General features: G+C 69.3%; 21 protein-coding genes and 1 pseudogene. 10 read left to right on the top strand and 12 right to left on the bottom strand.

What is annotated here, in order from left to right; all coding sequences use genetic code 11:
• Positions 1–59 precede the first annotated feature (59 nt).
• The gene (locus tag ABTZ94_RS23680; RefSeq protein ID WP_351203120.1) at positions 60–1,427 is read right to left on the bottom strand and encodes a cation:dicarboxylate symporter family transporter; all 1,368 of its coding nucleotides are present in this window, start codon (positions 1,425–1,427) and stop codon (positions 60–62) included.
• 132 nt (positions 1,428–1,559) lie between these two features.
• On the opposite strand from ABTZ94_RS23680, the gene ABTZ94_RS23675 reads away from it, so the two are divergent.
• The 3 genes from ABTZ94_RS23675 (at position 1,560) to ABTZ94_RS23665 (ending at position 4,771) form a co-directional block, all read left to right on the top strand.
• Complete coding sequence (locus tag ABTZ94_RS23675; protein ID WP_351203118.1) at positions 1,560–3,254, top strand: sensor histidine kinase; 1,695 nt, start codon at positions 1,560–1,562, stop codon at positions 3,252–3,254.
• The gene (locus tag ABTZ94_RS23670; protein WP_351203116.1) at positions 3,251–3,925 is read left to right on the top strand and encodes a response regulator; all 675 of its coding nucleotides are present in this window, start codon (positions 3,251–3,253) and stop codon (positions 3,923–3,925) included. Before ABTZ94_RS23675 ends, ABTZ94_RS23670 begins: the two co-directional genes overlap by 4 nt.
• A 207-nt stretch (positions 3,926–4,132) precedes the next feature.
• Entirely contained in the window at positions 4,133–4,771 is a 639-nt protein-coding gene (locus ABTZ94_RS23665; protein ID WP_351203122.1) for a helix-turn-helix domain-containing protein, read from the top strand.
• Between the two features lie 397 nt (positions 4,772–5,168).
• Here the strand turns inward: ABTZ94_RS23665 and ABTZ94_RS23660 are convergent, their stop codons facing one another.
• Complete coding sequence (locus ABTZ94_RS23660; protein ID WP_351203114.1) at positions 5,169–6,194, bottom strand: ATP-dependent 6-phosphofructokinase; 1,026 nt, start codon at positions 6,192–6,194, stop codon at positions 5,169–5,171.
• Positions 6,195–6,661: 467 nt separating this feature from the next.
• Between ABTZ94_RS23660 and pta the strand changes: the two genes are divergently transcribed.
• The 3 genes from pta (at position 6,662) to pyk (ending at position 11,507) form a co-directional block, all read left to right on the top strand.
• A complete protein-coding gene (gene pta, locus ABTZ94_RS23655) occupies positions 6,662–8,743 on the top strand; it encodes a phosphate acetyltransferase (RefSeq protein ID WP_351203112.1) in 2,082 nt (693 codons plus the stop codon).
• Entirely contained in the window at positions 8,740–10,002 is a 1,263-nt protein-coding gene (locus ABTZ94_RS23650; protein WP_351203110.1) for an acetate kinase, read from the top strand. The genes pta and ABTZ94_RS23650 overlap by 4 nt, the downstream gene beginning before the upstream one ends.
• A gap of 74 nt (positions 10,003–10,076) precedes the next feature.
• Positions 10,077–11,507, top strand: coding sequence for a pyruvate kinase (pyk, locus tag ABTZ94_RS23645; RefSeq protein ID WP_351203108.1), 1,431 nt, complete (start codon positions 10,077–10,079; stop codon positions 11,505–11,507).
• A 94-nt stretch (positions 11,508–11,601) separates the two neighbouring features.
• Here the strand turns inward: pyk and ABTZ94_RS23640 are convergent, their stop codons facing one another.
• The 4 genes from ABTZ94_RS23640 to ABTZ94_RS23625 all read right to left on the bottom strand — a co-directional run bounded on the left by ABTZ94_RS23640 (position 11,602) and on the right by ABTZ94_RS23625 (position 15,774).
• A complete protein-coding gene (locus ABTZ94_RS23640; protein ID WP_351203106.1) occupies positions 11,602–12,882 on the bottom strand; it encodes a hypothetical protein in 1,281 nt (426 codons plus the stop codon).
• The gene (locus tag ABTZ94_RS23635) at positions 12,872–13,441 is read right to left on the bottom strand and encodes a DUF6114 domain-containing protein (protein ID WP_351203104.1); all 570 of its coding nucleotides are present in this window, start codon (positions 13,439–13,441) and stop codon (positions 12,872–12,874) included. The genes ABTZ94_RS23640 and ABTZ94_RS23635 overlap by 11 nt, the downstream gene beginning before the upstream one ends.
• 97 nt (positions 13,442–13,538) lie before the next feature.
• Positions 13,539–14,192 (bottom strand): DUF6230 family protein, encoded by a 654-nt coding sequence (locus tag ABTZ94_RS23630; protein WP_351203102.1) that lies wholly within the window; start codon positions 14,190–14,192, stop codon positions 13,539–13,541.
• A 601-nt stretch (positions 14,193–14,793) separates the two neighbouring features.
• On the bottom strand, positions 14,794–15,774 hold the full coding sequence (locus ABTZ94_RS23625; protein WP_351203100.1) for a tetratricopeptide repeat protein: 981 nt from the start codon (positions 15,772–15,774) through the stop codon (positions 14,794–14,796).
• Between the two features lie 319 nt (positions 15,775–16,093).
• On the opposite strand from ABTZ94_RS23625, the gene ABTZ94_RS23620 reads away from it, so the two are divergent.
• Positions 16,094–16,723: a TetR/AcrR family transcriptional regulator gene (locus ABTZ94_RS23620; protein ID WP_351203098.1), complete on the top strand. Its 630-nt coding sequence runs from the start codon at positions 16,094–16,096 to the stop codon at positions 16,721–16,723.
• 82 nt (positions 16,724–16,805) lie between these two features.
• Here ABTZ94_RS23620 and icmA read toward each other — a convergent pair whose 3' ends face one another.
• The 4 genes and pseudogenes from icmA to ABTZ94_RS23600 form a co-directional block, all read right to left on the bottom strand.
• Positions 16,806–18,506, bottom strand: a complete 1,701-nt coding sequence (gene icmA, locus ABTZ94_RS23615) for a coenzyme B12-dependent isobutyryl-CoA mutase large subunit (protein ID WP_351203096.1) — start codon at positions 18,504–18,506, stop codon at positions 16,806–16,808.
• Positions 18,507–18,581: 75 nt separating this feature from the next.
• Complete coding sequence (locus ABTZ94_RS23610) at positions 18,582–18,914, bottom strand: DUF3817 domain-containing protein (protein WP_351203094.1); 333 nt, start codon at positions 18,912–18,914, stop codon at positions 18,582–18,584.
• 60 nt (positions 18,915–18,974) lie between these two features.
• Positions 18,975–19,484: a MarR family winged helix-turn-helix transcriptional regulator gene (locus ABTZ94_RS23605; RefSeq protein WP_351203092.1), complete on the bottom strand. Its 510-nt coding sequence runs from the start codon at positions 19,482–19,484 to the stop codon at positions 18,975–18,977.
• Between the two features lie 162 nt (positions 19,485–19,646).
• A pseudogene (locus ABTZ94_RS23600) lies at positions 19,647–19,799 on the bottom strand (thiamine-binding protein); the annotation flags it as partial.
• 51 nt (positions 19,800–19,850) lie between these two features.
• Between ABTZ94_RS23600 and ABTZ94_RS23595 the strand changes: the two are divergent.
• Positions 19,851–21,347, top strand: coding sequence for a recombinase family protein (locus ABTZ94_RS23595; protein ID WP_351203090.1), 1,497 nt, complete (start codon positions 19,851–19,853; stop codon positions 21,345–21,347).
• A 273-nt stretch (positions 21,348–21,620) separates the two neighbouring features.
• On the opposite strand, the gene ABTZ94_RS23590 is transcribed toward ABTZ94_RS23595, so the two are convergent.
• A complete protein-coding gene (locus ABTZ94_RS23590; RefSeq protein WP_351203088.1) occupies positions 21,621–22,856 on the bottom strand; it encodes an epoxide hydrolase family protein in 1,236 nt (411 codons plus the stop codon).
• 11 nt (positions 22,857–22,867) lie between these two features.
• The gene (locus ABTZ94_RS23585) at positions 22,868–23,119 is read right to left on the bottom strand and encodes a hypothetical protein (RefSeq protein ID WP_351203124.1); all 252 of its coding nucleotides are present in this window, start codon (positions 23,117–23,119) and stop codon (positions 22,868–22,870) included.
• A gap of 10 nt (positions 23,120–23,129) precedes the next feature.
• On the opposite strand from ABTZ94_RS23585, the gene ABTZ94_RS23580 reads away from it, so the two are divergent.
• Complete coding sequence (locus tag ABTZ94_RS23580) at positions 23,130–23,657, top strand: recombinase family protein (protein ID WP_502967294.1); 528 nt, start codon at positions 23,130–23,132, stop codon at positions 23,655–23,657.
• Between the two features lie 10 nt (positions 23,658–23,667).
• The gene (locus ABTZ94_RS23575) at positions 23,668–23,793 is read left to right on the top strand and encodes a recombinase family protein (RefSeq protein WP_502967293.1); all 126 of its coding nucleotides are present in this window, start codon (positions 23,668–23,670) and stop codon (positions 23,791–23,793) included.
• Positions 23,794–23,850: the final 57 nt, after the last annotated feature.

The following is a 23,850-nucleotide window of genomic DNA, read 5'->3' as shown; positions in this document are numbered from 1 at the left end:
GCACGCAACCGGGCCGTCGCGGGAGCTCCCGCGACGGCCCTGTGCTGGGTCTTCGATTCCTAGGCCTTCGCCACCGTGTGCTCCCGGTCGCCGTCCCGCGGCTCCGGAACGCCTGCGCCGTCGCCGTGCCCGGCGTCCTGGTTGAGCATCTGCTCGTTCCACGGGAGCGCACCGGACAGGACCTGGTCCACCCGCTCCTTGTCGATCTCCTTGGTCCAGGTGCCGACCAGGACGGTGGCCACCGCGTTGCCCGCGAAGTTCGTCATGGCGCGGGCCTCGCTCATGAAGCGGTCGATGCCGACGATCAGTCCGACGCCGTCGACGAGTCCGGGGCGGTGCGACTGGAGGCCGCCCGCGAGGGTGGCGAGACCCGCGCCGGTGACTCCGGCCGCGCCCTTCGAGGCGACGATCATGAAGAGCAGGAGCGAGATCTGCTCACTGGCGCTCAGCGGGTCGCCCATCGCGTTGGCGATGAAGAGCGAGGACATCGTGAGGTAGATCGCGGTGCCGTCGAGGTTGAAGGAGTAGCCGGTCGGCACGGTGATACCGACGACGGGCCTGCTGACGCCCAGGTGCTCCATCTTCGCGATGAGCCGCGGCAGGGCGGACTCCGACGAGGAGGTGGAGAGGATCAGCAGGAATTCGCGGCCCAGGTACTTCAGCAGGGACACCAGGTTGACCCCGGCGACCAGCCGCAGGATCGTGCCGAGCACTACGAAGACGAAGATCGCGCAGGTGATGTAGAAGCCGACCATGATGATCGCGAGGGACTTCAGCGCGTCGACGCCGGTCTCGCCGACCACCGCCGCCATCGCACCGAACGCGCCGACCGGGGCCACCCACATGATCATGGCGAGAATACGGAAGACGAGGCGCTGGATGTGGCCGATGCCGCGCAGGACCGGTTCGCCGGCCGAGCCCATGGCCTGGAGCGCGAATCCCGCGAGCAGAGCGATGAGCAGAGTCTGCAGCACCTCGCCTTCGGTGAAGGCGGAGACCATCGTCGTCGGGATGATGCCGAGCATGAAGTCCACGGTGGACTCGCTGGCGCCCGCCGCCTGCTTCTCGCCGGCGGCGCGCACCGCTTCGGTGAGGTGGAGGCCCTGGCCGGGCTCCAGGATGTTGCCGACGAGCAGACCGATGGCGAGTGCGACGGTCGACATCACCAGGAAGTAGCCGAGGGCGAGACCGCCGACCGCGCCGACCTTGGCGGCCTTGCGCACCGATCCGACGCCCAGCACGATCGTGCAGAAGATGATGGGCGAGATCATCATCTTGATGAGGTTTACGAAGCCGGTACCGATCGGCTTGAGTTCGACGGCAACGTCCGGGGCCACGAAGCCCACGAGGATGCCGAGCCCCACAGCCGCGATCACGGCGAGATACAGATAATGCGTACGGTCCCGCTTGGCGGCTGCCACTCCCACGGGGGTTCTCCTCGGCTCGTCCGGGTCGCTCCCCCGTCCCTGGGGGGCTTGGTGACTATCCCGCCCCTTTGTGACGCCGGTCACCGTTACGTACATTTCGTTCATATGTTTTCGGCCAGGCAGACTGGTGCCATGCGTCTCCCCCTCCCCCGTACCCGCCCTCGCAGCCTCGCCGGCCAGCTCTTCGCCATGCAGGTGGTGCTGGTCGCGGCCGTGGTGGCGGGGTGCGCGTTCTTCGCCTACGTCTCGGGCAGCGCGCAGGCGAAGGAGACCGCGGCCCGGCAGGCCAGGGCGGCGGCACTGGCGATCGCCGACTCGCCGTCCGTACGGGAGGCGATCCGTACCCCGGACCCGTCCGCCGTGCTGCAGCCGTACGCGGAGAAGGTCCGCAGGGACACCGGGATCGCCTTCGTCACGATCATGTCCCTGGACCGGGTCCGCTGGACGCACCCGGACGCCGACCGGATCGGCGAGGAGTTCCTCGGGAACACCGCGCAGGCGCTGCGCGGCGAGACGTTCACGGAGACATACACCGGCACGCTCGGACCCTCGATCCGGGTCGTCACCCCGATCCGGGACGGCGGCAGGATCACCGGCCTGGTCAGCGCGGGCATCACGGTCGAACGGGTCTCCTCGCAGGTGCGGGCGCAGCTCGGGGCGCTGGGACTGGCGGCGGGCGGGGCACTGGCGCTCGGCGGCATCGGTACGTATGTGATCAACGCCCGGCTCCGGCGGCACACGCACAGCATGAACGCCGCCGAGCTGAGCCGGATGCACGACTACCACCAGGCCACGCTGCACGCGGTACGTGAGGGATTGCTGATGCTCGACGGGCAGCGCAGGATCGCGCTGATCAACGACGCGGGCCGGGAGCTCCTCGGGCTGGAGCCGGGTGCGGTCGGGCGCAGGGTCGCCGACCTCGATCTGCCGGCGCCGCTGACCGGTGCGCTGCTCGCCTCCGAGGAACGGGTCGACGAGCTGCATCTGACGGTGGACCGGGTGATCGTGGTCAACACTCGTCCGGTGGTGGGCGGGGAGCAGCGCGGTACGGTCGTGACGCTGCGCGATCACACGGAACTCCAGGCACTGACCGGCGAGTTGGACTCCGAGCGGGGATTCACCCAGGCATTGCGCTCACAGGCGCACGAGGCTGCGAACCGGCTGCACACGGTCGTCTCACTGGTCGAACTGGGCCGGGCCGAGGAGGCGGTGGGTTTCGCCACCGCCGAACTGGAACTGGCCCAGACCCTCACCGACCGGGTGGTGGACGCCGTCGCCGAACCGGTGCTGGCGGCACTGCTGCTCGGGAAGGCGGCGCAGGCGAACGAGCGGGGGGTGGAGCTGGTTCTCGCGGACGACAGCCTGATCGACGACGGCGCCCTGCCCGCGACCCTGCCGCCACGGGACCTGGTGACGATCCTCGGCAATCTGATCGACAACGCGGTGGACGCGGCGTCGGAGGCGGTGACCGGCAGCACGCCCGGCCCGGAGGCCGTGCCCGGGCGGCGAGTAGCGGTGCCGGGCCGGTCCACTCGCGCCCTGGTCACCGTCACCGCACTCGCCGGGGAGGACGAGCTGCTGCTGCGGGTCGCCGACACCGGGGCGGGGATCGATCCGGACGACGCCGCCGAGGTGTTCGACCGGGGCTGGTCGACGCACGGCGCGGGCCGGGGGATCGGGCTGGCCCTCGTACAGCAGGCGGTGCATCGCAACGCCGGGACGGTGGCACTGGGCGGCGGCCCGGACGGCGGTGCGGAGTTCACGGTGCGCCTGCCGCTGGCCATCGGCAACCGCACGACGCACCCCATGAAGGAGGCCACCGCATGATCCAGGTACTGGTCGTCGAGGACGATCCCGTCGCCGCGGACGCCCATCAGCTGTACGTGGACCGCGTCCCCGGATTCACGGTGGCCGCGGTCGCGCACTCGCGTGCGGAGGCGGTGCGGACGCTGGACCGTACGCCCGTCGATCTGCTGCTCCTGGATCTGTACCTGCCCGACGGGCACGGTCTGCAGCTGCTGCGCTCGCTGCGTGCGGCCGGGCACTCGGCGGATGTCATCGCGGTGACGTCGGCGCGTGATCTGGCGGTGGTCCGGGAAGGGGTGTCGCTCGGTGTCGTCCAGTACGTGCTGAAGCCGTTCACCTTCGCCACCCTGCGCGACCGGCTCGTCCGCTACGCCGAGTTCCGCGCGGCGGCCGGTGAGGCGAGCGGTCAGGCCGAGGTGGACCGGGCGCTCGGCGCACTGCGCGCACCACAGCCGACCCACCTGCCGAAGGGGCTGAGCGGCCCGACACTGGAGGCCGTCACCCGCGTTCTGCGGGCCGCCCCGGACGGGGTGACGGCGGGCGTGGCCGGGATGGAGCTGGGCATCTCACGGATCACCGCGCGCCGCTATCTGGAACATCTGGTGACTGTGGGGCGTGCGGCACGCCGTCCGCAGTACGGTCAGATCGGGCGCCCGGAGCTGCACTACCGGTGGGTGCCCCAGGAGCGCTGACCCCGTACGGCACCGGGGCGTGTTTCGGAAGTCCCGTCCGGCCGGGGCGGACGGGACTTTCGAAACACGCCTAGGACGTTCCTACGAGCCGTGGTCTCGGTGGAACACACCGTATTCAGACCGCGTGTCGACTCCTACGGTGGGGCCGTGCACCCCTCCCCGCCCTTCAACGCCCCTGCCGCGCACCGACTCCGCGAGGCCCTGGGGATGCTTCCCGGTCATGTCGCGTACGGTCTCGGAGCCCAGTACGGGCTCCGCATCAGCACGGAGACCGTGGTTGCCTGGGAACGCGGGCTCGCCGTCCCGAGCAAGTACGAACTCACGGCGCTGGCCGGAGTGTTGTGGTGCTCGCCGGGCGAGCTGCTGACCGCCGCGCGGACCCTGCGGGAGCACCGGGTGAGCCGGGAGCTGGCCGTCGAGGAGCTGGCGCGTCTGCTGGGGCTGACCGCCTCCGCGTATCTGCGGATGGAGGAGTCGGGGCGCTGGCGCGGCAGCGAACGCCAGTCCGCGGTGCTCAGCGAGGTACTGGGGCTGACGGCCGCCGGGTTCGTGACGGTGTCGGGCCGGGACGAGGAGCTGGCGGAGCTGTTGCGCAATGCGGTGACGACACGCTGGCAGGCCCATGTCCGGCCGGTGGCGAAGCTGGTGCCGCTGGAGCGCGGGGTCCTGCAGGACGTACTGGAACAGGTGTACGCCGACTACCACGCGCTGATGGCGTCGACGCTGAGCTGGAGCAGCACGGGTACGGAGCGGGCCGGGGCGACGGGCGATGCGGGGCGGGAGTTCCTGGCGAAGATCGTGGAACGGTTCTGGCAGACGGCGGGGGTACCGGGGGCGAGCGCCTGAGCCGGCCGCCCCTTGCGGGCCGTGCTGCTCTCAGCCGTCGGCCGGGTCCGAAGCCACCGGGTCGAAGGAGATCGGGCTCCACCTCCGTGGGCCCGCAGCCGCCGTCACGGCCGGTCCGCCCCGGCCCTCCGGACAAGGCCCTGACCGCCAGGGGTAACGGCAAGCGGCCCTGACCGCCCACGGGGGGATGGTCAGGGCCGCCGGCCACTGCTTGTGACGCTGCCGCGCCTAAAGGCTGTCCCGTAATCCCTGGTGGAGCAGCGCGCGGCGTCAGATGCGGTGCATCGCAAGGCGGAGGGACGTCCGCATACTGGATGTATGCGGACGTTCCGACAACGCTGCGAGGTGCCGTAGCTTTCGTCGTGCGCCCGCCAGGGATTACGGGACAGCCCTTAGGTCAGAAGACGGACTCGGCCTCGTCCATCCGGTCCCCCGGCACCGTCTTGAGCTGGGTGATGGCGTCGGCGAGCGGAACCATCTTGATGTCGTTGCCACGCAGAGCCGTCATCCGGCCGAAGTCGCCCCGGTGTGCGGCTTCCACCGCGTGCCAGCCGAAACGGGTGGCGAGCACCCGGTCGTACGCGGTCGGCGTGCCGCCGCGCTGCACGTGGCCGAGAATGACTGGCCGGGCCTCTTTGCCGAGCCGGGTCTCCAGCTCGATGGCCAGCCTGTTTCCGATGCCCTGGAAGCGCTCGTGGCCGTACTGGTCGATCTCGCCCTTGGCGTACGGCATGGAGCCCTCGGCCGGGTGCGCGCCCTCGGCGACGCAGATGACCGCGAACTTCTTGCCGCGTGCGAAGCGCTCCTCGACCATCTTCACCAGGTCCTCGACCTGGAAGCGGCGCTCGGGAAGGCAGATGCCGTGCGCGCCGCCCGCCATTCCGGACTCCAGCGCGATCCAGCCGGCGTGGCGGCCCATCACCTCGACGACCATGACCCGCTGGTGCGATTCGGCGGTGGTCTTGAGGCGGTCTATGGCTTCGGTGGCGACGCCCACCGCGGTGTCGAAGCCGAAGGTCCGGTCGGTGGCGGAGATGTCGTTGTCGATGGTCTTGGGGACGCCGACGACGGGCATTCCGGCGTCCGACAGCATCCGCGCGGCGGTGAGGGTGCCTTCGCCGCCGATGGGGATGAGGGCGTCCATGCCGTAACGGCGGCTCAGCTCGGCGCAGTTCTCGGCGGCCTCGCGCAGCCGGTCGCGCTCCAGCCGGGCCGAGCCGAGAATGGTGCCACCGCGGGCGAGGATGCCGCTGACCGCGTTGAGATCGAGGGGGCGGAAGTGACCGTCGAGGAGCCCCTTGAACCCGTCCTCGAAGCCGATGACTTCATCGCCGTGACCCACCACGGCACGGTGCACGACCGACCGGATCACTGCGTTCAGGCCTGGACAATCGCCGCCTGCGGTGAGAACTCCGATGCGCATCGTGCTGTATCTCCTGCTCGCTAAGGGCTGTCCCGTAATCCCTGGTGGGCGCACGACGACAGCTGCGGCACCTCGCCGCGTTGCCGGAACGCCCGAATACATCCAGTATGCGGGCGCCCCTCCGCCTTGCGATGCACCACATCTGACGCCGCGCGCTGATCCACCACGGATTACGGGACAGCCCTCAGTGCCGTGCATTTCGGGGGCGACTGCAAAATCCCCCGTACCGTGAGCCATAACGATTGTCCCACGTCTGGTCTGGACCTCGCGCTCTCGGCCGCTCCGGGGAGTCCCGCACGGGCGTTCCGCCGGACGCAGCAGTGAATCCGGCGACCGACCGGCCGGACGGGCGAGGGTCCTACGGCCCTCCGCAGAGGGCCTTTCGCCCGGCGGGCGGTCTTGGCCCCCGCAGGTATCGTCAACATGGCAATACCATCCCAAACCGCAAAAAGGACGGGAGAACACGCGTGACGCGCAGCGTGTACGTGACCGGGATCGACCGGGGAGACGGCCGCCAGGTCGTCGATCTGGGAGTCATGGAACTCCTGACGCGTCAGGTGGACAGGGTCGGGGTGTTCCGGCCGCTCGTCCACGACGGACCCGACCGGCTGTTCGAGCTGCTGCGGGCCCGCTACCGGCTCCCTCAGGACCCCTCGTCCGTCTACGGCCTGGACTATCACGAGGCGTCCGCGCTCCAGGCGGAGCAGGGTACGGACGAGCTGGTCTCCCGGCTCGTGGAACGCTTCCACCAGGTGGCCCAGAAGTACGAAGTCGTGCTGGTCCTCGGCACCGACTTCACCGCCACCCAGCTCCCCGACGAGCTGGCGCTCAACGCCCGCCTCGCCAATGAGTTCGGCGCCTCGGTGATCGCGGTGGTCGGCGGGAAGGGCCAGACCGCGGAGTCCGTACGGGCCGAGACCCGCAATGCCTACCGCGCGTACGCCGGCCTGGGCTGCGACGTCCTCGCGATGATCGTGAACCGGGTGGCGGCCGAGGACCGCGATGTCATCGCGGAGCGACTGACGGCCCGGCTGCCCGTCCCCTGTTCCGTCCTGCCGGACGATGCGGCGCTCTCCGCGCCGACCGTCGCCCAGATCACCGCGGCGCTCGGCGGCACGGTGCTGCTCGGCGACGACTCCGGGCTGGCCAGGGACGCGCTGGACTTCGTCTTCGGCGGGGCGATGCTGCCGAACATGCTGAAGGCGCTGACGCCGGGCTGTCTGGTGGTCACGCCCGGGGACCGGGCGGATCTGGTGGTCGGCTCGCTGGCCGCGCACAGCGCCGGGACCCCGCCCATCGCGGGTGTGCTGCTGACCCTGAACGAACGCCCCGGCGAGGAGATACTCAGGCTGGCCGCGAGACTCGCGCCGGGTACCCCCGTCGTTTCCGTGGCCGACGGCTCCTTCCCCACGGCTGGTGAACTCTTCGCGCTGGAAGGCAAGTTGAACGCGGCGACGCCTCGCAAGGCGGAGACCGCGCTGGGCCTCTTCGAGCGCCATGTGGACACCGGCGCCCTGCTGGACCGGATCTCGGTGGCCCGCAGCGGCCGGGTCACCCCGATGATGTTCGAGCACGAGCTGCTGGAGCAGGCCCGCGCCGACCGGCGCCGGGTCGTCCTGCCGGAGGGCACCGAGGAACGGGTGCTGCGCGCCGCGGACGTACTGCTGCGCCGCGACGTCTGCGACCTCACGCTCCTCGGCGACGTCGACGTCATCCGCAAGAAGGCCGCGGACCTCGGCATCGATCTCGCCGGTACGCAGCTCATCGACCCGCAGACGTCCGAGCTGCGCCAGGGCTTCGCCGAGCGGTACGCGCAGCTGCGCGCACACCGCGGGGTCACGGTGGAACTGGCGTACGACGTCGTCGTGGACGTCAACTACTTCGGCACCCTGATGGTCCAGGAGGGGCTCGCGGACGGCATGGTCTCCGGGGCCGTGCACTCCACCGCGGCGACGATCCGACCCGCGTTCGAGATCATCAAGACCAGGGCGGACGCCTCGATCGTCTCCTCCGTCTTCTTCATGTGCCTCGCCGACAAGGTCCTGGTGTACGGCGACTGCGCGGTCAACCCGGACCCGGACGCGGAGCAGCTCGCGGACATCGCGGTGCAGTCGGCCGCGACCGCCGCCCGCTTCGGCGTGGAGCCACGGATCGCGATGCTGTCGTACTCGACGGGCACCTCGGGATCGGGCGCCGATGTCGACAAGGTGCGCGAGGCGACGGACCGGGTGCGCGAGAGCCGGCCGGATCTCAGGATCGAAGGTCCGATCCAGTACGACGCCGCGGTGGAGCCGAGCGTCGCCGCGACGAAGCTGCCCGGCTCCGAGGTGGCGGGTCAGGCGACGGTGCTGATCTTCCCGGACCTGAACACCGGCAACAACACCTACAAGGCCGTGCAGCGCTCGGCGGGTGCGGTGGCCGTCGGACCGGTGCTCCAGGGGCTGCGGAAGCCCGTCAACGATCTGTCCCGGGGCGCGCTCGTCCAGGACATCGTCAATACCGTGGCCATCACGGCGATCCAGGCACAGGGCGAGGAGCAAGGCGCATGACCACCCCGACCGCAGAAGACGGCACCGAGAGTCCCGCCACCGTGACGGCGAATCGCGTACTCGTGCTCAACTCCGGCTCCTCGTCGGTGAAGTACCAGCTCCTGGACATGAGCGACCACTCCCGGCTGGCGGCCGGACTGGTCGAGCGGATCGGCGAGGAGACCTCCCGCCTGGTGCACACCCCGCTGGTCGGCGGCAGCGCCGAGCGGCGTGAGCGCACCGGCCCGATCGCCGACCACGAGGCCGCGCTGAAGGCGGCGGCCGAGGAGCTGGCGGCCGACGGTCTTGGCCTGGACTCACCCGAGCTTGCGGCGATCGGCCACCGGGTGGTGCACGGCGGGCTGCGGTTCACCGAGCCCGTGGTGATCGACGACGAGGTGCTGAAGGAGATCGAGCGCCTGGTCCCGGTGGCCCCGCTGCACAATCCGGCGAACATCGTCGGCATCCGTACCGCCCAGGCCCTGCGTCCGGACCTTCCGCAGGTGGCGGTCTTCGACACGGCGTTCCACACGACGATGCCGGAGTACGCGGCGCGGTACGCGATCGATGTGGAGACCGCCGACGCGCACCGCATCCGGCGCTACGGATTCCACGGCACCTCGCACGCGTACGTCTCCCGCAAGGCCGCCGAGCTGCTGGGACGCACTCCTGAAGAGGTCAATGTCATCGTGCTGCACCTGGGCAACGGCGCCTCGGCGTCGGCGGTGGCGGGTGGCCGGTGCGTGGAGACCTCGATGGGACTGACCCCGCTGGAAGGGCTGGTGATGGGTACGCGTTCCGGCGACATCGATCCGGCCGTCACCTTCCACCTCAAGCGGGTGGCGGGGATGTCGGCGGACGAGATCGACGTACTGCTCAACAAGAAGAGCGGTCTGGTCGGGCTCTGCGGCGACAACGACATGCGGGAGATCCGGCGCCGGATCGACGAGGGCGACGAGCGTGCGGCGCTGGCGTTCGACATCTATGTGCACCGGCTGAAGAAGTACATCGGCGCCTATTCGGCGGTCCTCGGGCGGGTGGATGCCGTGGTGTTCACGGCGGGGGTCGGGGAGAACTCGGCGCCCGTACGGGAGGCTGCGATCGCCGGTCTCGAGGAGTTCGGTCTGGTGGTGGACGCGGATCTGAACGCCGTACGGTCCGGCGCACCGCGGCTGATCTCGCCGGACTACGCACGGGTCGCGGTCGCCGTGGTGCCGACCGACGAGGAGCTGGAGATCGCCGTCCAGACCTTCACCCTCGTCGGACAGGCCCACAACTGAGCACCCCCGCGCCCCTTTGTATCTTCCACCAGACGGAATATTCCGCATCGAAACAAACCGATAGGATCCGCCTCATGCGCCGTTCCAAAATCGTCTGCACACTCGGTCCCGCCGTCGACTCCCATGAGCAGCTCGTCGCTCTGATCGAGGCCGGCATGAGCGTGGCCCGCTTCAACTTCAGTCACGGCAGCCACGAGGAGCACCAGGGTCGTTACGACCGGGTCCGCAAGGCCGCCGCCGAGACCGGCCGCGCGGTCGGTGTGCTCGCCGACCTCCAGGGCCCGAAGATCCGCCTGGCGAAGTTCGCCGAGGGCCCTGTCGAGCTGGTTCGTGGGGACGAGTTCACCATCACCGCGGAGGACGTCCCCGGCGACAAGTCGATCTGCGGCACGACCTACAAGGGCCTGCCCGGCGACGTCGCCAAGGGCGACCCGATCCTGATCAACGACGGCAACGTCGAGCTGAAGGTCGTCGCGGTCGAGGGCCCCCAGGTCAAGACCATCGTCATCGAGGGCGGTGTCATCTCCGACCACAAGGGCATCAACCTGCCCGGCGCGGCGGTCAACGTCCCGGCCCTGTCCGAGAAGGACGTCGAGGACCTGCGGTTCGCCCTGCGGATGGGCTGCGACCTGGTGGCGCTCTCCTTCGTACGGGACGCCAATGACATCAAGGACGTCCACAAGGTGATGGACGAGGAGGGCCGCCGGGTCCCCGTCATCGCCAAGGTCGAGAAGCCGCAGGCCGTCGAGCACATGGAGGGCATCGTCATGGCCTTCGACGGCGTGATGGTCGCCCGCGGCGACCTGGCCGTCGAGTACCCCCTGGAGAAGGTCCCGATGGTGCAGAAGCGCCTGGTGGAGCTCTGCCGACGGAACGCCAAGCCGGTCATCGTGGCGACCCAGATGATGGAGTCGATGATCACCAACTCGCGGCCGACCCGCGCCGAGGCGTCCGACGTGGCCAACGCGATCCTGGACGGTGCGGACGCGGTCATGCTGTCGGCCGAGTCCAGCGTGGGCGCGTATCCGATCGAGACGGTCAAGACGATGTCGAAGATCGTCGTCGCCGCCGAGCAGGAGCTGCTCTCCAAGGGCCTCCAGCCGCTGGTACCGGGCAAGAAGCCCCGCACGCAGGGCGGTTCGGTGGCCCGTGCCGCCTGCGAGATCGCGGACTTCCTGAACGGCAAGGCGCTGGTCGCCTTCACCAAGTCCGGCGACACGGCCCGCCGGCTCTCCCGCTACCGCGCGGCGCAGCCCATCCTGGCCTTCACCACGGACGAGTCCACCCGCAACCAGCTCGCCCTGAGCTGGGGCGTCGAGGCCCACGTCGTCCCGCACGTGGACAACACGGACGCGATGGTCGACCTGGTCGACGCGGAACTCCTCAAGCTGGACCGCTACAACGAGGGCGACACGATGGTCATCACGGCCGGCTCGCCCCCCGGCATCCCGGGCACGACGAACATGGTGCGGGTGCACCACGTGGGAGGCGGGGCGCGCGACTGACGCGGCGGTACCCGTACGGCAAGACTGTGGGCCGCACTCCTCCCCGAGTGCGGCCCACAGTCGTCTGTGCGGCTCCCGAACGGGTCGGTGCCGGCTAGGTGTTGGCGCCGGTGAAGTAGTTGTGCAGCCCCGGAACCGTGAGCGTGCCGCCGAACTGGCCGGCCTGGGTCACCTTGACCTTGGTGAAGAAGGCGAAGGGTACATTCAGCGGCGGCGGTGTCTGCGGGCTGAACGTGATGGGGATGAGGCCGAAGAGGTTCCCCTTCAGCTCCTCCGTGTACATCGTCACCGTGCCGTCGCGGATGGTGGACGTGGAGCCCTTCCGCGCCTGGACGTGGGCCGTGGTGCCGAGCGGGCCGACCGTCAGCTGGTGGAGGTCCTTGATGTCGATGGAGCTCGCGGTGAACTTCAGCACCTTTTTGATGCTGCCGTCCTGCGTCTTCACCTCGACAATGCCCTTGTAGTCGAGCCCGTTGAGGGTGAGCAGCGAGCTTTCCAGGATCCACGGGTCGGTGGGGAGCAGCGGGACGCCCGTTTCCAGGTCGGCCGCGGCCAGTGCCTCGGGGTCGGCCGTGGGGCACGGGAAGCGCGGCTTGGCGCCGTCCGGGATGTCCTCGTCCTTCTTGGCGTCGAGCCCCTTGGCGCTGTCGTCGAGCTCCTTGACCGTCTTGCCGGCCGCGTCCGCGGCGTCACGGATGGCGGCGGCGGTCTTGTCGGCGGTCTCCTTCGCGGCGCCCGCGGCCTTCTCCGCGGCCTTCTCCGCGGCCTTCTCCGCAGGCTTGGCGGTGTCGCTCTGCGACGGCTTCGGGGACGCGGTGCTCGCGCTCGGGGACGGGCTCGCCGTGGCCTTGTCCGGTCCGTCGAAGAGGTCCTTCAGCGCGTCGCCGACGCCCAGCGGGTCGAGTGGGTTCGTCGACTTCGTGGGGGTGGGCGAGGCGCTCGGCGCAGCGGCGGCGGGCGCGTCGGCGGCCTTCGCCTCCGGCTGTGCCGCGTCGCTCGCCGACGGGGTCGCCGAGGGCTTCGGCATCGCTGTGTCGCCCTTGCCGATGGAATCGGTGGCGGACGGGGACGGCGACTTCGTCTCCGACGCGGACGGGGACGGGGACGAGGACGCGGGCTCGCTCGGCTCGTCGGAGCGGGTCACGCAGGGGCCGGGCGCGAAGGGAATGTCCGTGCTGTCGTCGGCCAGCGCGAGCTTGGGGGTGAGCCCCATGCCCATGAAGACGGCTGTCGGCATCGCAGCGAGCGCGAAGGCCTTGCCCGCGGGTATGTGCAGCTTCGTCAGCAACGACTTCCGGGGGGCCGCGTGGCGCGGTCCGCTCCTCGTCCGGAGGTCCGCCCCGGTCGAGTTCAGCTGCGTCTCGTCACCCCGCACGATGCCTCCCGCCGTCGACCTCAACTGTCGTGTCGTACTGCTCCGGCTGCTGCTGGGGCACCACCGCCGTGCTGTGGAACTCGGGTTCGGGCTCCCGTGTCCCGGGGCCGGCGTCCTCGGTCGTCGGCCCCTGGGCACCGGCGTCCATGGGGTCGGGCTTCGGCTCGCCCGGGGCCCAGGAGATGGAGAGCGCTCCACCGAGCAGGGCGAACAGGAAACCGACCAGGAACCCGCCGATGTTGGCGACCGGTATGGAGATCAGCGCCAGCAGGATCGCGGCAACTCCGGCGAACACTCTCACGATGTGGTGGAACCACATCGTGAGGCCCAGCGTGATCAGCAGGACCCCGATGATCAGCGATCCGGCACCGGCGGTGGTGGACATCGCCAGCGTGATGTTGCCGAGGTGCATGTTGGCGTACGGGAAGTACGCGATGGGTAGTCCACCCACCATGGTGAACAGGCCCGCCCAGAACGGCCGGTTACCCCGCCAGGTGCGGAATCCCCGCCGGAAGACGCGGAGGTAGTGCTCGTTCTGCCCTGTGGACTCGGGGCTCATGGAAAACAGCTCCCTGGAACCGGTACTGCTGTGAGAAGAGAAAGGGCGGGCGGCCGGAGGTCCGTGGCGGGCACCCCGGCCACCCTGGGCAAGTGCCCTAGTAGCAAGGCTTGTCGCCGGACTTCAGCCGCAGGCTCAGGTTGCTGAGCTTGAAGGTGCCCGCGGTGGTCGCCCACGCCGTCTGCTTCACATTGGTCAGCCTCGCCTCTTCGGCGCGCTGCGCGAAGCCGTTCGGGTTCGCCTGGGTGCGAGGCTGGATGCCGATCGACTTGGGGTTGTTCGGGTCCTTGAGGGAACCCGCAGCAACACCGATGTCGATGTTCTTGAACGAGGCGTCCGCGTCGAGCTCGGCGACATCCAGGTACAGGTTGGTCGCCCTGACCGGCCTCTTCGGGTCCGTACCCGCGTTCAGCACCAGCGTGACAGTGCCGAGACCGAACGGAAGGTTCGGAGTGACCACCGACTGGCACATGTTGGTGATCTTGGCATCGCTGAAGCCGGACACGGCCACGGCGTGCGCCCCGTTCTTGCCCTCGGGGTCCGTGCCGGTGGCCACGCTGCCGTACTGGACGAAGTTGTGGCCGACGAGACGGTCCGCACTTACCTTGAAGCTCTGACCGGACACACTGAACGAAGCCGCGAGCGCACCCTGCGCCAGGCCGACGCCCACCGCTGCGGTCGCCGCCACGCTCGGCACCATGACCAGAGCGAAACGCTTCCATCTGGTGCCGCCACGAACCTGGGAACTCATAATTTTTTTTCCTCCTTCTCGGACGTACATCTCCGGTCCGGGCCTCGGCCCGTCCTGGGATGGGAGAAGTGCTACGTCCTCGGAAAGAGAGCGCCGCGCACGGAGGCAGGAACCGCGTCCGAATCACCGGCGATCACCCCCGAGCGACAACCACTGGCCGCGCGTTCGCGCAACCTGTTCGGACAGGCCCTGCCGGACGGCAGGAACCCCCCTGTCCGGAGTCGGCGCCACTGCCGCCGACCCACTCGGTGGGGACCCAACAGGGCCGCCGCGCCGACTGGCAGTCGGGCTGGCGTTATTGGACCGAGCGTGGCCGATCGTGGTGCATTCCCGCCCGTGGCACAAGAGGGTTCGTTACTCGCTAGTAACGACCCGATAACCGATGCGCGACCGGGTGGCATCGCCCGGCCACACAGGGTGGCGCCGGACGGAAGGACGAAAGGGAGGATCGGGGTCCTTATGCGGACAGATCCCGAGGGGTGATTTACTGCGAGTAACAGGCCGTACTTTTATCAAGATTTAGTAAAGCGGGGGCGTCTCTTATTGCCCGCTCGCGAAAACGGCCGTGACACCCAGGGGGTGCCACGGCCGCGTTGTCACATCAGAACAAGACCCGCGCCAGCGCCGTACGCGCGGCGCCGACCCGCGGATCGTCGGGGCCGATCACCTCGAACAGCTCCAGCAGTCGCACCCGCGCCGCGTCACGGTCGTCACCGAAAGTGCGGCGCACCGTCTCGACGAGCCGCCCGAAGGCGTCCTCGACATGACCGCCGACCAGATCCAGATCGGCGGCTGCGAGCTGCGCCGTGACATCGGCCGGGTTCTCCGCGGCGTCCTTGCGAACCTGCTGCGGGTCCATGTCCTTGACCCGGGCGAGCAGTTCGGCCTGGGCGAGGCCGAGCTTGGCCTCCGTGTTGGCCGGATCGTCGGACAGGACGTCCTTGTACGCCTGGATGGCACCGGCGAAGTCACTGGCGTCCAGGGCCTGTACGGCCGCTTCGAGCAGGGCGTCGTACGGCCCGGCGGGCGCCTCGGCAGGAGCCTGGGCGGCTTCCTCGGCAGCTGCCGCGTCCTGGTCGACCACGATTCCGGTGAGCCCGAACCGCTCCTCGCCGACCTGGATCAGCTGGTCGAGCGTCTGCCGGATCTGAGCCTCGGGGGCCACGCCCTGGAAGAGCGGGAGGGCCTGCCCGGCGACGACGGCGAAGACCGCCGGGATGCCCTGGATGCCGAACTGCTGCATCAGCATCTGATTGGCGTCGACATCGACCTTGGCCAGCACGAAGCGGCCGTTGTACTCATGGGCCAAGCGCTCCAGGAGCGGACCCAGTTGCTTGCACGGCTCGCACCACTCGGCCCAGAAGTCGATGACGACCGGGACCTCGGCGGAGCGCTGCAGGACATCGCTCTCGAAGCCTGCCTCATCGACATCGATCACCAGGGCGGACGGCGACACGGCACCGCCACCACCCTGCCGGGCGGCCTCGGCACGGGCCTGCTCCGCCTTCACCTTGGCCTCGCCGGCCGCTTTCACCGCGGCGAGGTCGACGACGCCGCTCATGGACATGTTCCTAGGCTGCATACGTACATCCTCCCCCCTTGGCGCACCGATACGGAAAGCGATACGGGAACCGCACCCGTCCGCGGTCCCCGCCGGTGTGCGGGGGGCACGGACAGACACGGTGTCCGAGGGCCCCTGAAAGACCCGTTTCGGCGCCGGGTCCCCACCCGGTGCCTGTGGCTGTCGTTCGTTCGTGGCGTCACGACGGCATGACCATCGTCTTTACGCTACGGCCCGTAGCGTAACTTCCCGGCACCCTTCGCGCACAAGTGCGTTCGGTGATCTGTCTCACGGCGAACGGGACCGGCCGGTTCTACTTACTGACCGGTATGGTCACGGCATGCTGAGCCGCAGCCATCCCAAACCCGTTCGAACGGGACGTCCGCGCAGCGCCGCGGCCGATGAAGCGATCCTGGAGGCGACCAGAGCCTCCCTGGTCGACCTCGGCTGGTCGAAGCTGACGATGGGCGATGTGGCGACGCGGGCCAAAGTCGCCAAGACGACCCTGTACCGGCGGTGGGCGGGCAAGAACGAGCTGGTCGTGGACGCCGTCGCGGTCCTCTTCGACGAGCTGGAACTGCCCGATCTGGGCAGCTTGTCGGCCGATGTGCAGGCGGTGGTGCTGCAGTTCGCCGCACTGCTGGAGCGGCCGGAGACCCAGACGGCACTGATGGCGGTGGTCGCGGAGTCGACCCGCGACGAGGCGCTGCGGACCCGGATTCGCGACTCGATCGTGGTCCGGCAGAAGCGACTGGTGCTTCAGGGGCGCCAACGGGCCCAGGAGCGCGGGGAGTTGCCCGTCGAGCAGGACGAGGCCGTGGCGGCGACGACCGCCGATCTGATCTTCGATGTGATCGCCGGCGCGGTCGTGCACCGGGCCCTGGTGAGCGCCGAGCCCGTCGACGCCGACTGGGCCCGGCGCTTCACCGTGCTGCTGCTCGCGGGGCTGGGCACGGCGGCCTCCGCGTAGCGGGGCGGGCTGCAGCCGCCGGGCGCGGCCCGGCCCGCGGCGGCCGGTCGGTCCGCCCGGTCCGGGACCATCGACCCAACCGTCAGAAGCCGGGCGGCTCCGTGTAGGTGCCCCATTCGTCGCGCAGGACCCCGCAGATCTCACCGAGCGTCGCCTCTGCCCGTACCGCGTCGAGCATCGGCCCGATCATGTTGGAGCCGTCGCGGGCGGCGGCCAGCATCGCGTCCAGCGCCGACTTGACCCGTGCGTCGTCGCGGGCGTCCTTGCGGCTGCCGAGCACCCGGACCTGCTCGCGCTCGACCTCGTGGCTGACCCGCAGGATCTCCAGGTCGCCGGTGACCGAGCCGTGGTGGACATTGACGCCGACGACGCGCTTGTCGCCCTTCTCCAGCGACTGCTGGTACCGGAAGGCGGACTCGGCGATCTCGCCGGTGAACCAGCCGTCCTCGATGCCGCGCAGGATGCCGGAGGTGATGGGTCCGATGGGGTGCTGCCCGTCCGGGTGGGCCCGGGTGCCGCGTTCCCTGATCTGGTCGAAGATCTTCTCCGCGTCGGCCTCGATCCGGTCGGTGAGCTGCTCGACGTACCAGGAACCGCCCAGAGGGTCGGCCACATTGGCGACGCCGGTCTCCTCCATCAGCACCTGCTGGGTGCGCAGGGCGATCTCCGCCGCCTGCTCGGACGGGAGCGCGAGGGTCTCGTCGAGGGCGTTGGTGTGCAGCGAGTTGGTGCCGCCGAGGACGGCGGACAGGGCCTCGACCGCGGTCCGCACGACGTTGTTGTACGGCTGCTGGGCGGTCAGGGAGACCCCGGCGGTCTGGGTGTGGAAGCGGAGCCACTGCGCCTTGTCGGTCTTCGCCCCGTACACCTCCTTCATCCAGCGGGCCCAGATCCGGCGGGCGGCGCGGAACTTGGCGATCTCCTCGAAGAAGTCGAGGTGCGCGTCGAAGAAGAAGGAGAGACCGGGGGCGAAGGTGTCGACGTCCAGCCCGCGGGAGAGGCCGAGCTCCACGTAGCCGAAGCCGTCGGCGAGGGTGTAGGCGAGCTCCTGCGCGGCCGTCGCCCCGGCCTCGCGGATGTGGTAGCCGGAGACCGAGAGCGGCTTGTACGCGGGGATGTCGCGCGCGCAGTGCTCCATGAGGTCGCCGATGAGGCGCAGATGCGGCTCGGGCTGGAAGAGCCACTCCTTCTGCGCGATGTACTCCTTGAAGATGTCGGTCTGGAGCGTGCCGTTGAGCACGCCCGGGTCGACGCCCTGGCGCTCGGCGGCGACCAGATACATGCAGAAGACGGGGACGGCGGGTCCGCTGATCGTCATGGACGTCGTGACGTCGCCGAGCGGGATGTCCTTGAAGAGGACCTCCATGTCGGCGGCGGAGTCGATGGCCACGCCGCAGTGCCCGACCTCGCCGAGCGAGCGGGGGTCGTCGGAGTCGCGGCCCATCAGCGTCGGCATGTCGAAGGCGACGCTGAGCCCGCCGCCGCCCGCGGCGAGGATCATCTTGTAGCGCTCGTTGGTCTGCTCGGCATTGCCGAAGCCGGCGAACTGGCGGATGGTCCAGGTCCGGCCGCGGTAGCCGGTCGGGTAGAGCCCCCGGGTGAAGGGGTACTCGCCGGGCCAGCCGATCCGCTCGAACCCCTCGTACGTGTCCCCGGGGCGGGGGCCGTACGCGGGTTCCACAGGATCTCCGGAGAGTGTGGTGAAGTCCGCGTCACGCTTGCGGGCCTTGTCGTAACGGGCCTGCCAGCGGCGGCGGCCTTCCTCGATCGCGTCAGCGTCCATACCATCGAATTTACTAGGACGTCCTAGTAAATGTCGATGGCAAACCGCCCGGTGCTTCGCACGGGGCGGTTCGGGTCAGACTTTGGCTGCCACCGGGGAGCCGTCCGCGATCAGCGGCTCGACCTCCTGGACGACCTTGCGCTCGACGAAGAACGCGGCCGTCGGGATCGTGCCGGAGATCAGCACCCAGAGGAGCTTGCCGAGCGGCCACTTCGCCTTGGAGCCCAGGTCGAAGGCGAAGATCAGGTAGATGATGTACAGCACACCGTGGATCTGGGAGACGACGAGCGTCAGCCCCGCACCGGTGTCGAAGCCGTACTTGAAGACCATGCAGGTGCAGAGCACCAGCAACATGACGGCGGTGACGTAGGCCATCACCCGGTACCGGGTCAGCACGCTGCGTTTCATGACGTCGAGCGTAACCGGGCGCCGGGGGCGATCTTGCAGCGGGCCGTGCGGCGCGCGGCGCTACTTCTCCTCGAAGTCCTTGGCCGCGATCCGCAGCGGGCGCAGCAGTGCGAAGATCTCCGCGCACTCCTCGGCGTCGTACACCCCGAGCCCGAACTCCATGTCCACCAGCTCCCGGGTGGCCGCCTCGACGACCTCTCGGCCCTTGTCGGTGATCGAGGCGAGAGTGCCGCGGCCGTCGTTCGGGTTGGGGCGCTTGTCGACCAGACCGGACCTGACCAGCCGGTCCACGGTGTTCGTGACGGAGGTGGGGTGGACCATCAACCGCTCGCCGATCTTGGACATCGGCAGCTCACCGGCCTTGGAGAAGGTGAGCAGCACCAGTGCCTCGTACCGCGCGAAGGTCAGCCCGTACGGTTTGACGACCGCGTCGACCTCGGCGAGCAGGATCTGCTGCGCACGCATGATCGAGGTGATCGCCCCCATCGAGGGAACAGGACCCCAGCGCTGCTGCCAGAGTTCGTCGGCGCGGGCGATGGGGTCGAACGGGAGACTGAGCGGCTTCGGCACGGGATCGACCTTACCCACTGGTCATATGCTGGTCAGCCCCGTCTCGTACTTCGGTCCGAATGCGGTCGGTGGGTGCTGTTCTCCATCCGGCGCGCGGGAGTGGGACGAGCCCCCGGCCGGGTGGGGCCGGGGGCTCGTCGGGTCACGCGAACGGGTGGTACGTCAGTCCGCGAGGTACCGCTCGACCGTCGCGACCTTGGACGTCAGACCGTCGGTGACACCGGGGCGGATGTCGGCCTTCAGCACGAGGGAGACCCGTCCGGTGCGGGCCTCCACGGCGGCGACGGCCCGCTTGACGACGCCTATGACCTCGTCCCGGGGGCATAAAGAGGTCACCTCTGACAACATAGAGGCCCTGTTCATGGGGTGGGAGGGGAAAAAGCTGTGCGCATTGCGATCTACCTGCGGCTGTCCCGGGAGTCGCACGACTCCACATCGATTGAGACGCAGCGAGAGGCGGCCCGGCGGTGGCTCACCGCGAATGGGTACGACCCGGCCGACGCCGTGGAGTACTCCGACGCCGGCGTATCGGGCGCCAAACCGCTTGAGGCACGAGATCAGATGAATGCACTCATGGCATCCCGGCCTGATCTCGTGATCGCGTGGAAGCTGGACCGGTACGCGCGCAGCGTGTCGGAGTTCCTTCGTCTCGTGTCGTGGGGCGAGCGGTACGGCGTCAACATCGCCACGACCGACGGCACGATCAACACATTGACCCCCACCGGCCGCATGGTCGCTGTCGTACTGGCGGCACTGGCCGAGTGGGAACGCGAGATGATCAAGGACCGCATCACGGAGGGCCACGCCACACGCCGCCAGCAGGGCCGCTGGGCATCAGGGCGCGCGCCTCGCGGGTACCGCATCGTGCGACGTGACGATGCCGCCTACCTGGAGATAGAGCCTGAGCAGGCGGCACAGATCCGGGACGCCGTGGCCACCCTGGTCAACGGCGGAACAGTGGCGGGTACGGCGAAGATCGTGGGCGTCAGCGAGCCACAGTGGCGACGACTGCTGAAGGCACCGACGCTGCGCGGCCAGCGCACCCACAGGGGAAAGCTGATCACCGGGGCCGACGGTGTCACACCCGTCCAGCTCGCGGAGCCGATCCTGTCAGCGGCGGAGTTGAGGGCGGCGCGAGACCGCATGGACGCCCTGGCCAGCGGCAAGAACCGTGCGCCGCGACGTGCTACGCCCATGTGCTCCGGCATGGCGGTGTGCTATCGCGGCTGCAAGCTGAACGGCGGAACGTCGGACAAGGGCGTGCCGCTCTATCGCTGCAAGGCAGGCCACACCACCATCTACGCCGAGACACTTGATCAACGCGTGAAGCATGAGTTCCTGACCGTTTTTGGCAGGTTCAACGAATGGCACGTCCGCCTTGAAGGCGGCAACGACCTGTCAGCGGAGATCGAAGAGGTTCAGGAGCAAGCCGAGCGGGTTGCAGAGCGCATGGCCACCGCTGGTGCGCTGATGCTGCCGATCCTTGAGCGCAAGGCAACGGAGCTGGAAGCCGCGTACACCCGACTGCAAGCCGAACACGACCCGAGGACACGAGAGGTGTCCGTTCCCACCGGGCGCACGATGGCGGAAGCCTGGGAAGCGGAGGACGAAACCGGCCGCGCACACCTCCTCCGGCTGATGAACTTGCGGGTGACCCTGCACCCGCGCGGAGTCGCGGACCGCCTGTCTTTCGCGTGGGGACCGGTGACCGAGGAAGAAGCCCACGCGGCGGAGCTGGTCGCGATCGCCAGGGTAGAGACCGAGGAACCCGCCCGCAGGTCCGCACGGCTGACACTCGAACAGCACGACGAGATCCGTCAGGACCTCTCGGACGACATCGCCTATCAGGAAGGGCTCCTGTAGCCGCCTGAGCGACGTTCTCGGCCCGTTGCCGGGGAAACCCTTCCGTTCTAGTGGTCGTCGCAACAACCCAGTTCAGGGGATGCGATGGACTTCAAGATTCGGGAGCTGCGGACAGTAGCCCAGGGGCGTAAGCAGCTGCTGCGTGAGCGGGGTCCCGCAGGGTGGCCGGCTCAGGCAGACGGCGTGGTGGTCGGTGCGGGCCGGTCGGCCGACGCGTACGCCTCCGCCAGGCGCGTTCGCCTGGCCCGTCGCCGGACGAGCCCGCAGGGTCGTTCAGGGCCTGCGGCCGTGGAAGGTGCGGCGCAGGTCGCTCACCCAGGCGTCGGGGTTCTCCCAGGGGATGAAGTGGCCGCCGTGGTCGTGGGCGTTGACGTTGACATGGTTGAACCAATCGGCCTGCGGGCCGGTCTTGAACGCCCGGACGCGCTCGTTGGCGGTGTGGATGCCGGGCGGGTTCTCGTACGTGACGAAGGTGAGGCCGACCGGTGCCTGCACGACCGGGGTGCGGTCGTGGGCAGGGGTCCAGGGGTAGCGGTTGGCGTTGGCGTAGTAACGCATCGACGTGGCGATGGAGTTGTTCACCCAGTAGATCGTGGCGTGGGTGAGCAGGTCGTCCTTAGTGAAGACGGATTCGACGTCGCCGCCGTTGTCGCTCCAGGCGTTCCAGCGCTCCAGCAGCCAGGCGAGCAGTCCGGCGGGTGAGTCGCTCAGTCCGTGGGCCAGGGTGGCGCCGTCGAGCATGTGCACGGCGAGGTGGGACGCCGAGCGGTGGTCCAGCTCGATGATGCGGGCGCGGACGTCGGCGGGCTGGTCGTCGGTGAGGGGCCGATTCCGGGCGAAGTCCCAGGAGCGGGGGCCGGTGAAGAAGTCGAGCGGCAGCCCGGAGCCGATGTGGATGCCGTACAGCTCGTCGGCGTACTTGTGGCCGAGCTGGCTGGAGACGATCCCGCCGATGTCGCAGCCCCCGGCGGCGTACTTCTCGTATCCCAGGGTCTCGGTCATCAGGGTGTGCCAGAGGTCGGAGACCTTCCAGAAGTTGACGTCCGAAAAGCCGGTGAGCGGGCCGGGGAAACCGAAGCCGGGCAGGGACGGCACGATGACGTCGAACGCGTCGGCGGGGTCACCGCCGGACGCGGCCGGGTCGGCGAGCGGGTCGATCACCTTCGACCAGTGCCAGAACGTCCACGGCCAGCCATGGGTGAGGATCAACGGGATCGGGCGGGGGCCGCGGCCGGGCTTGCGCATGAAGTGCACTGGGACACCGGCGACGCTCACCTGGTAGTGCTCGTAGGCGTTGATGGCGGCCTCGGCCTTGCGCCAGTCGTAGCCGTCCCGCCAGTGGGCGACCAGCTCACGGAGGTAGCTGTCCGGGACGCCGTAGGACCAGTCCCCTTTCCCCTCGTCCAGCGGCGGACGGGTCAGCGTGAGACGGGCGCGCAGGTCATCGAGGACCTCGTCGGACACATGGATCGGGGTGGGCTCCAGGGGGAAGGCGTGCGGGGTGGTCATGGCGTGGTTCCTTACTGGGTGGGGGGAAGCGGTGCCGTCGGCCTGTTGGGTGGTTGGGCGGCGAGCCGGGCCATTTCAAGGAGTGCGGGCAGCGACGCGGCGAGTGCCTGCCGTTGGTGCGGGTCGAGCTGGCCGGCCAGGCGACCGATGCGCTCCGTTCGCCGCGACTCGACCATCTTGGCACCGGCACGGACACTCAACGGCTCGAAGTCCGCCTCGGCTACGCCCGCGCCTCGACCGCTCTTCTCCGAGAAGATCTCCACCCGCGCTACCATGCGCCCCGAGCTGGAGGCCACCGTGAAGCTCGCCGGGGAGATCCGCTCCTCCGGCGTGCGCGTCACCCTCGTCGTCCACGAGCACAAGCGGCTCGGCCGCGGCATCGAACTCGCCATGCTCGCCGAGCAACTGAAGGCCAGCGACGTCGGCCTGGAGTTCCTAACCGGCGAGCTGAAGGGCTCGCACGGCCCCTCCGGCATCGTGTTCACCGTGCTTGCCGCGATGTCCGGCATGGAACGCGAGTACATCCGCGACCGCACCCTCGAAGGCCACGAGTCCGCCCGTAAGCGCGGCAAGACCATCGGCGGCGCAGGTGTGACCGACGACGACATGCTGTCCATGGCCCTCCACCTGCGCGACCAGGAGATGAGCCTGCGCGACATCGCCAAGCGGCTCGTCATCACCACGGGCGCGAAGAAGGGCCAGCACCCCTCACCCGCCACCGCGCCACGGCGGCGAGCACGTGATCATCTAGCTACCTTGCGGCTGGCGTCTGAGCCAGGACTCCAGGGCCAACACGCCTGACGGGCGGCTTATGCTTCAGGTGGTGGGCGCCATGGCGGAGTTCGAGCGCAGCCTGATCAAGGACCGCACCCGCGCTGGTCTGGACGCTGCCAGGGCTCAGAGCCTGTCGGGTGGCCGGTTGGTTACGCTGCGATGAGGTCCTCGACGGTGCGGGCTCGTGCGGTCTTGCGGTGGGATTCATGGCTCCACCGCA

The organism is Streptomyces sp. NPDC002785 (assembly GCF_040295565.1).
Taxonomy (GTDB): domain Bacteria; phylum Actinomycetota; class Actinomycetes; order Streptomycetales; family Streptomycetaceae; genus Streptomyces.
Note: the sequence above shows the minus strand (reverse complement) of the source record. Positions and strands in the feature narration are given on the sequence as shown.

Coding starts and splice junctions, on each gene's coding strand:
- ABTZ94_RS23650 (WP_351203110.1), top strand. CDS start 8,740: ATGACCACCCCGACCGCAGAAGACGGCACCGAGAGTCCCGCCACCGTG.
- pyk (WP_351203108.1), top strand. CDS start 10,077: ATGCGCCGTTCCAAAATCGTCTGCACACTCGGTCCCGCCGTCGACTCC.
- ABTZ94_RS23630 (WP_351203102.1), bottom strand. CDS start 14,192: ATGAGTTCCCAGGTTCGTGGCGGCACCAGATGGAAGCGTTTCGCTCTG.
- ABTZ94_RS23625 (WP_351203100.1), bottom strand. CDS start 15,774: ATGCAGCCTAGGAACATGTCCATGAGCGGCGTCGTCGACCTCGCCGCG.
- ABTZ94_RS23665 (WP_351203122.1), top strand. CDS start 4,133: ATGCTTCCCGGTCATGTCGCGTACGGTCTCGGAGCCCAGTACGGGCTC.
- ABTZ94_RS23590 (WP_351203088.1), bottom strand. CDS start 22,856: ATGACCACCCCGCACGCCTTCCCCCTGGAGCCCACCCCGATCCATGTG.
- icmA (WP_351203096.1), bottom strand. CDS start 18,506: ATGGACGCTGACGCGATCGAGGAAGGCCGCCGCCGCTGGCAGGCCCGT.
- ABTZ94_RS23660 (WP_351203114.1), bottom strand. CDS start 6,194: ATGCGCATCGGAGTTCTCACCGCAGGCGGCGATTGTCCAGGCCTGAAC.
- ABTZ94_RS23575 (WP_502967293.1), top strand. CDS start 23,668: ATGCTTCAGGTGGTGGGCGCCATGGCGGAGTTCGAGCGCAGCCTGATC.
- ABTZ94_RS23675 (WP_351203118.1), top strand. CDS start 1,560: ATGCGTCTCCCCCTCCCCCGTACCCGCCCTCGCAGCCTCGCCGGCCAG.
- ABTZ94_RS23670 (WP_351203116.1), top strand. CDS start 3,251: ATGATCCAGGTACTGGTCGTCGAGGACGATCCCGTCGCCGCGGACGCC.
- ABTZ94_RS23610 (WP_351203094.1), bottom strand. CDS start 18,914: ATGAAACGCAGCGTGCTGACCCGGTACCGGGTGATGGCCTACGTCACC.
- ABTZ94_RS23620 (WP_351203098.1), top strand. CDS start 16,094: ATGCTGAGCCGCAGCCATCCCAAACCCGTTCGAACGGGACGTCCGCGC.
- ABTZ94_RS23635 (WP_351203104.1), bottom strand. CDS start 13,441: ATGAGCCCCGAGTCCACAGGGCAGAACGAGCACTACCTCCGCGTCTTC.
- ABTZ94_RS23580 (WP_502967294.1), top strand. CDS start 23,130: ATGCGCCCCGAGCTGGAGGCCACCGTGAAGCTCGCCGGGGAGATCCGC.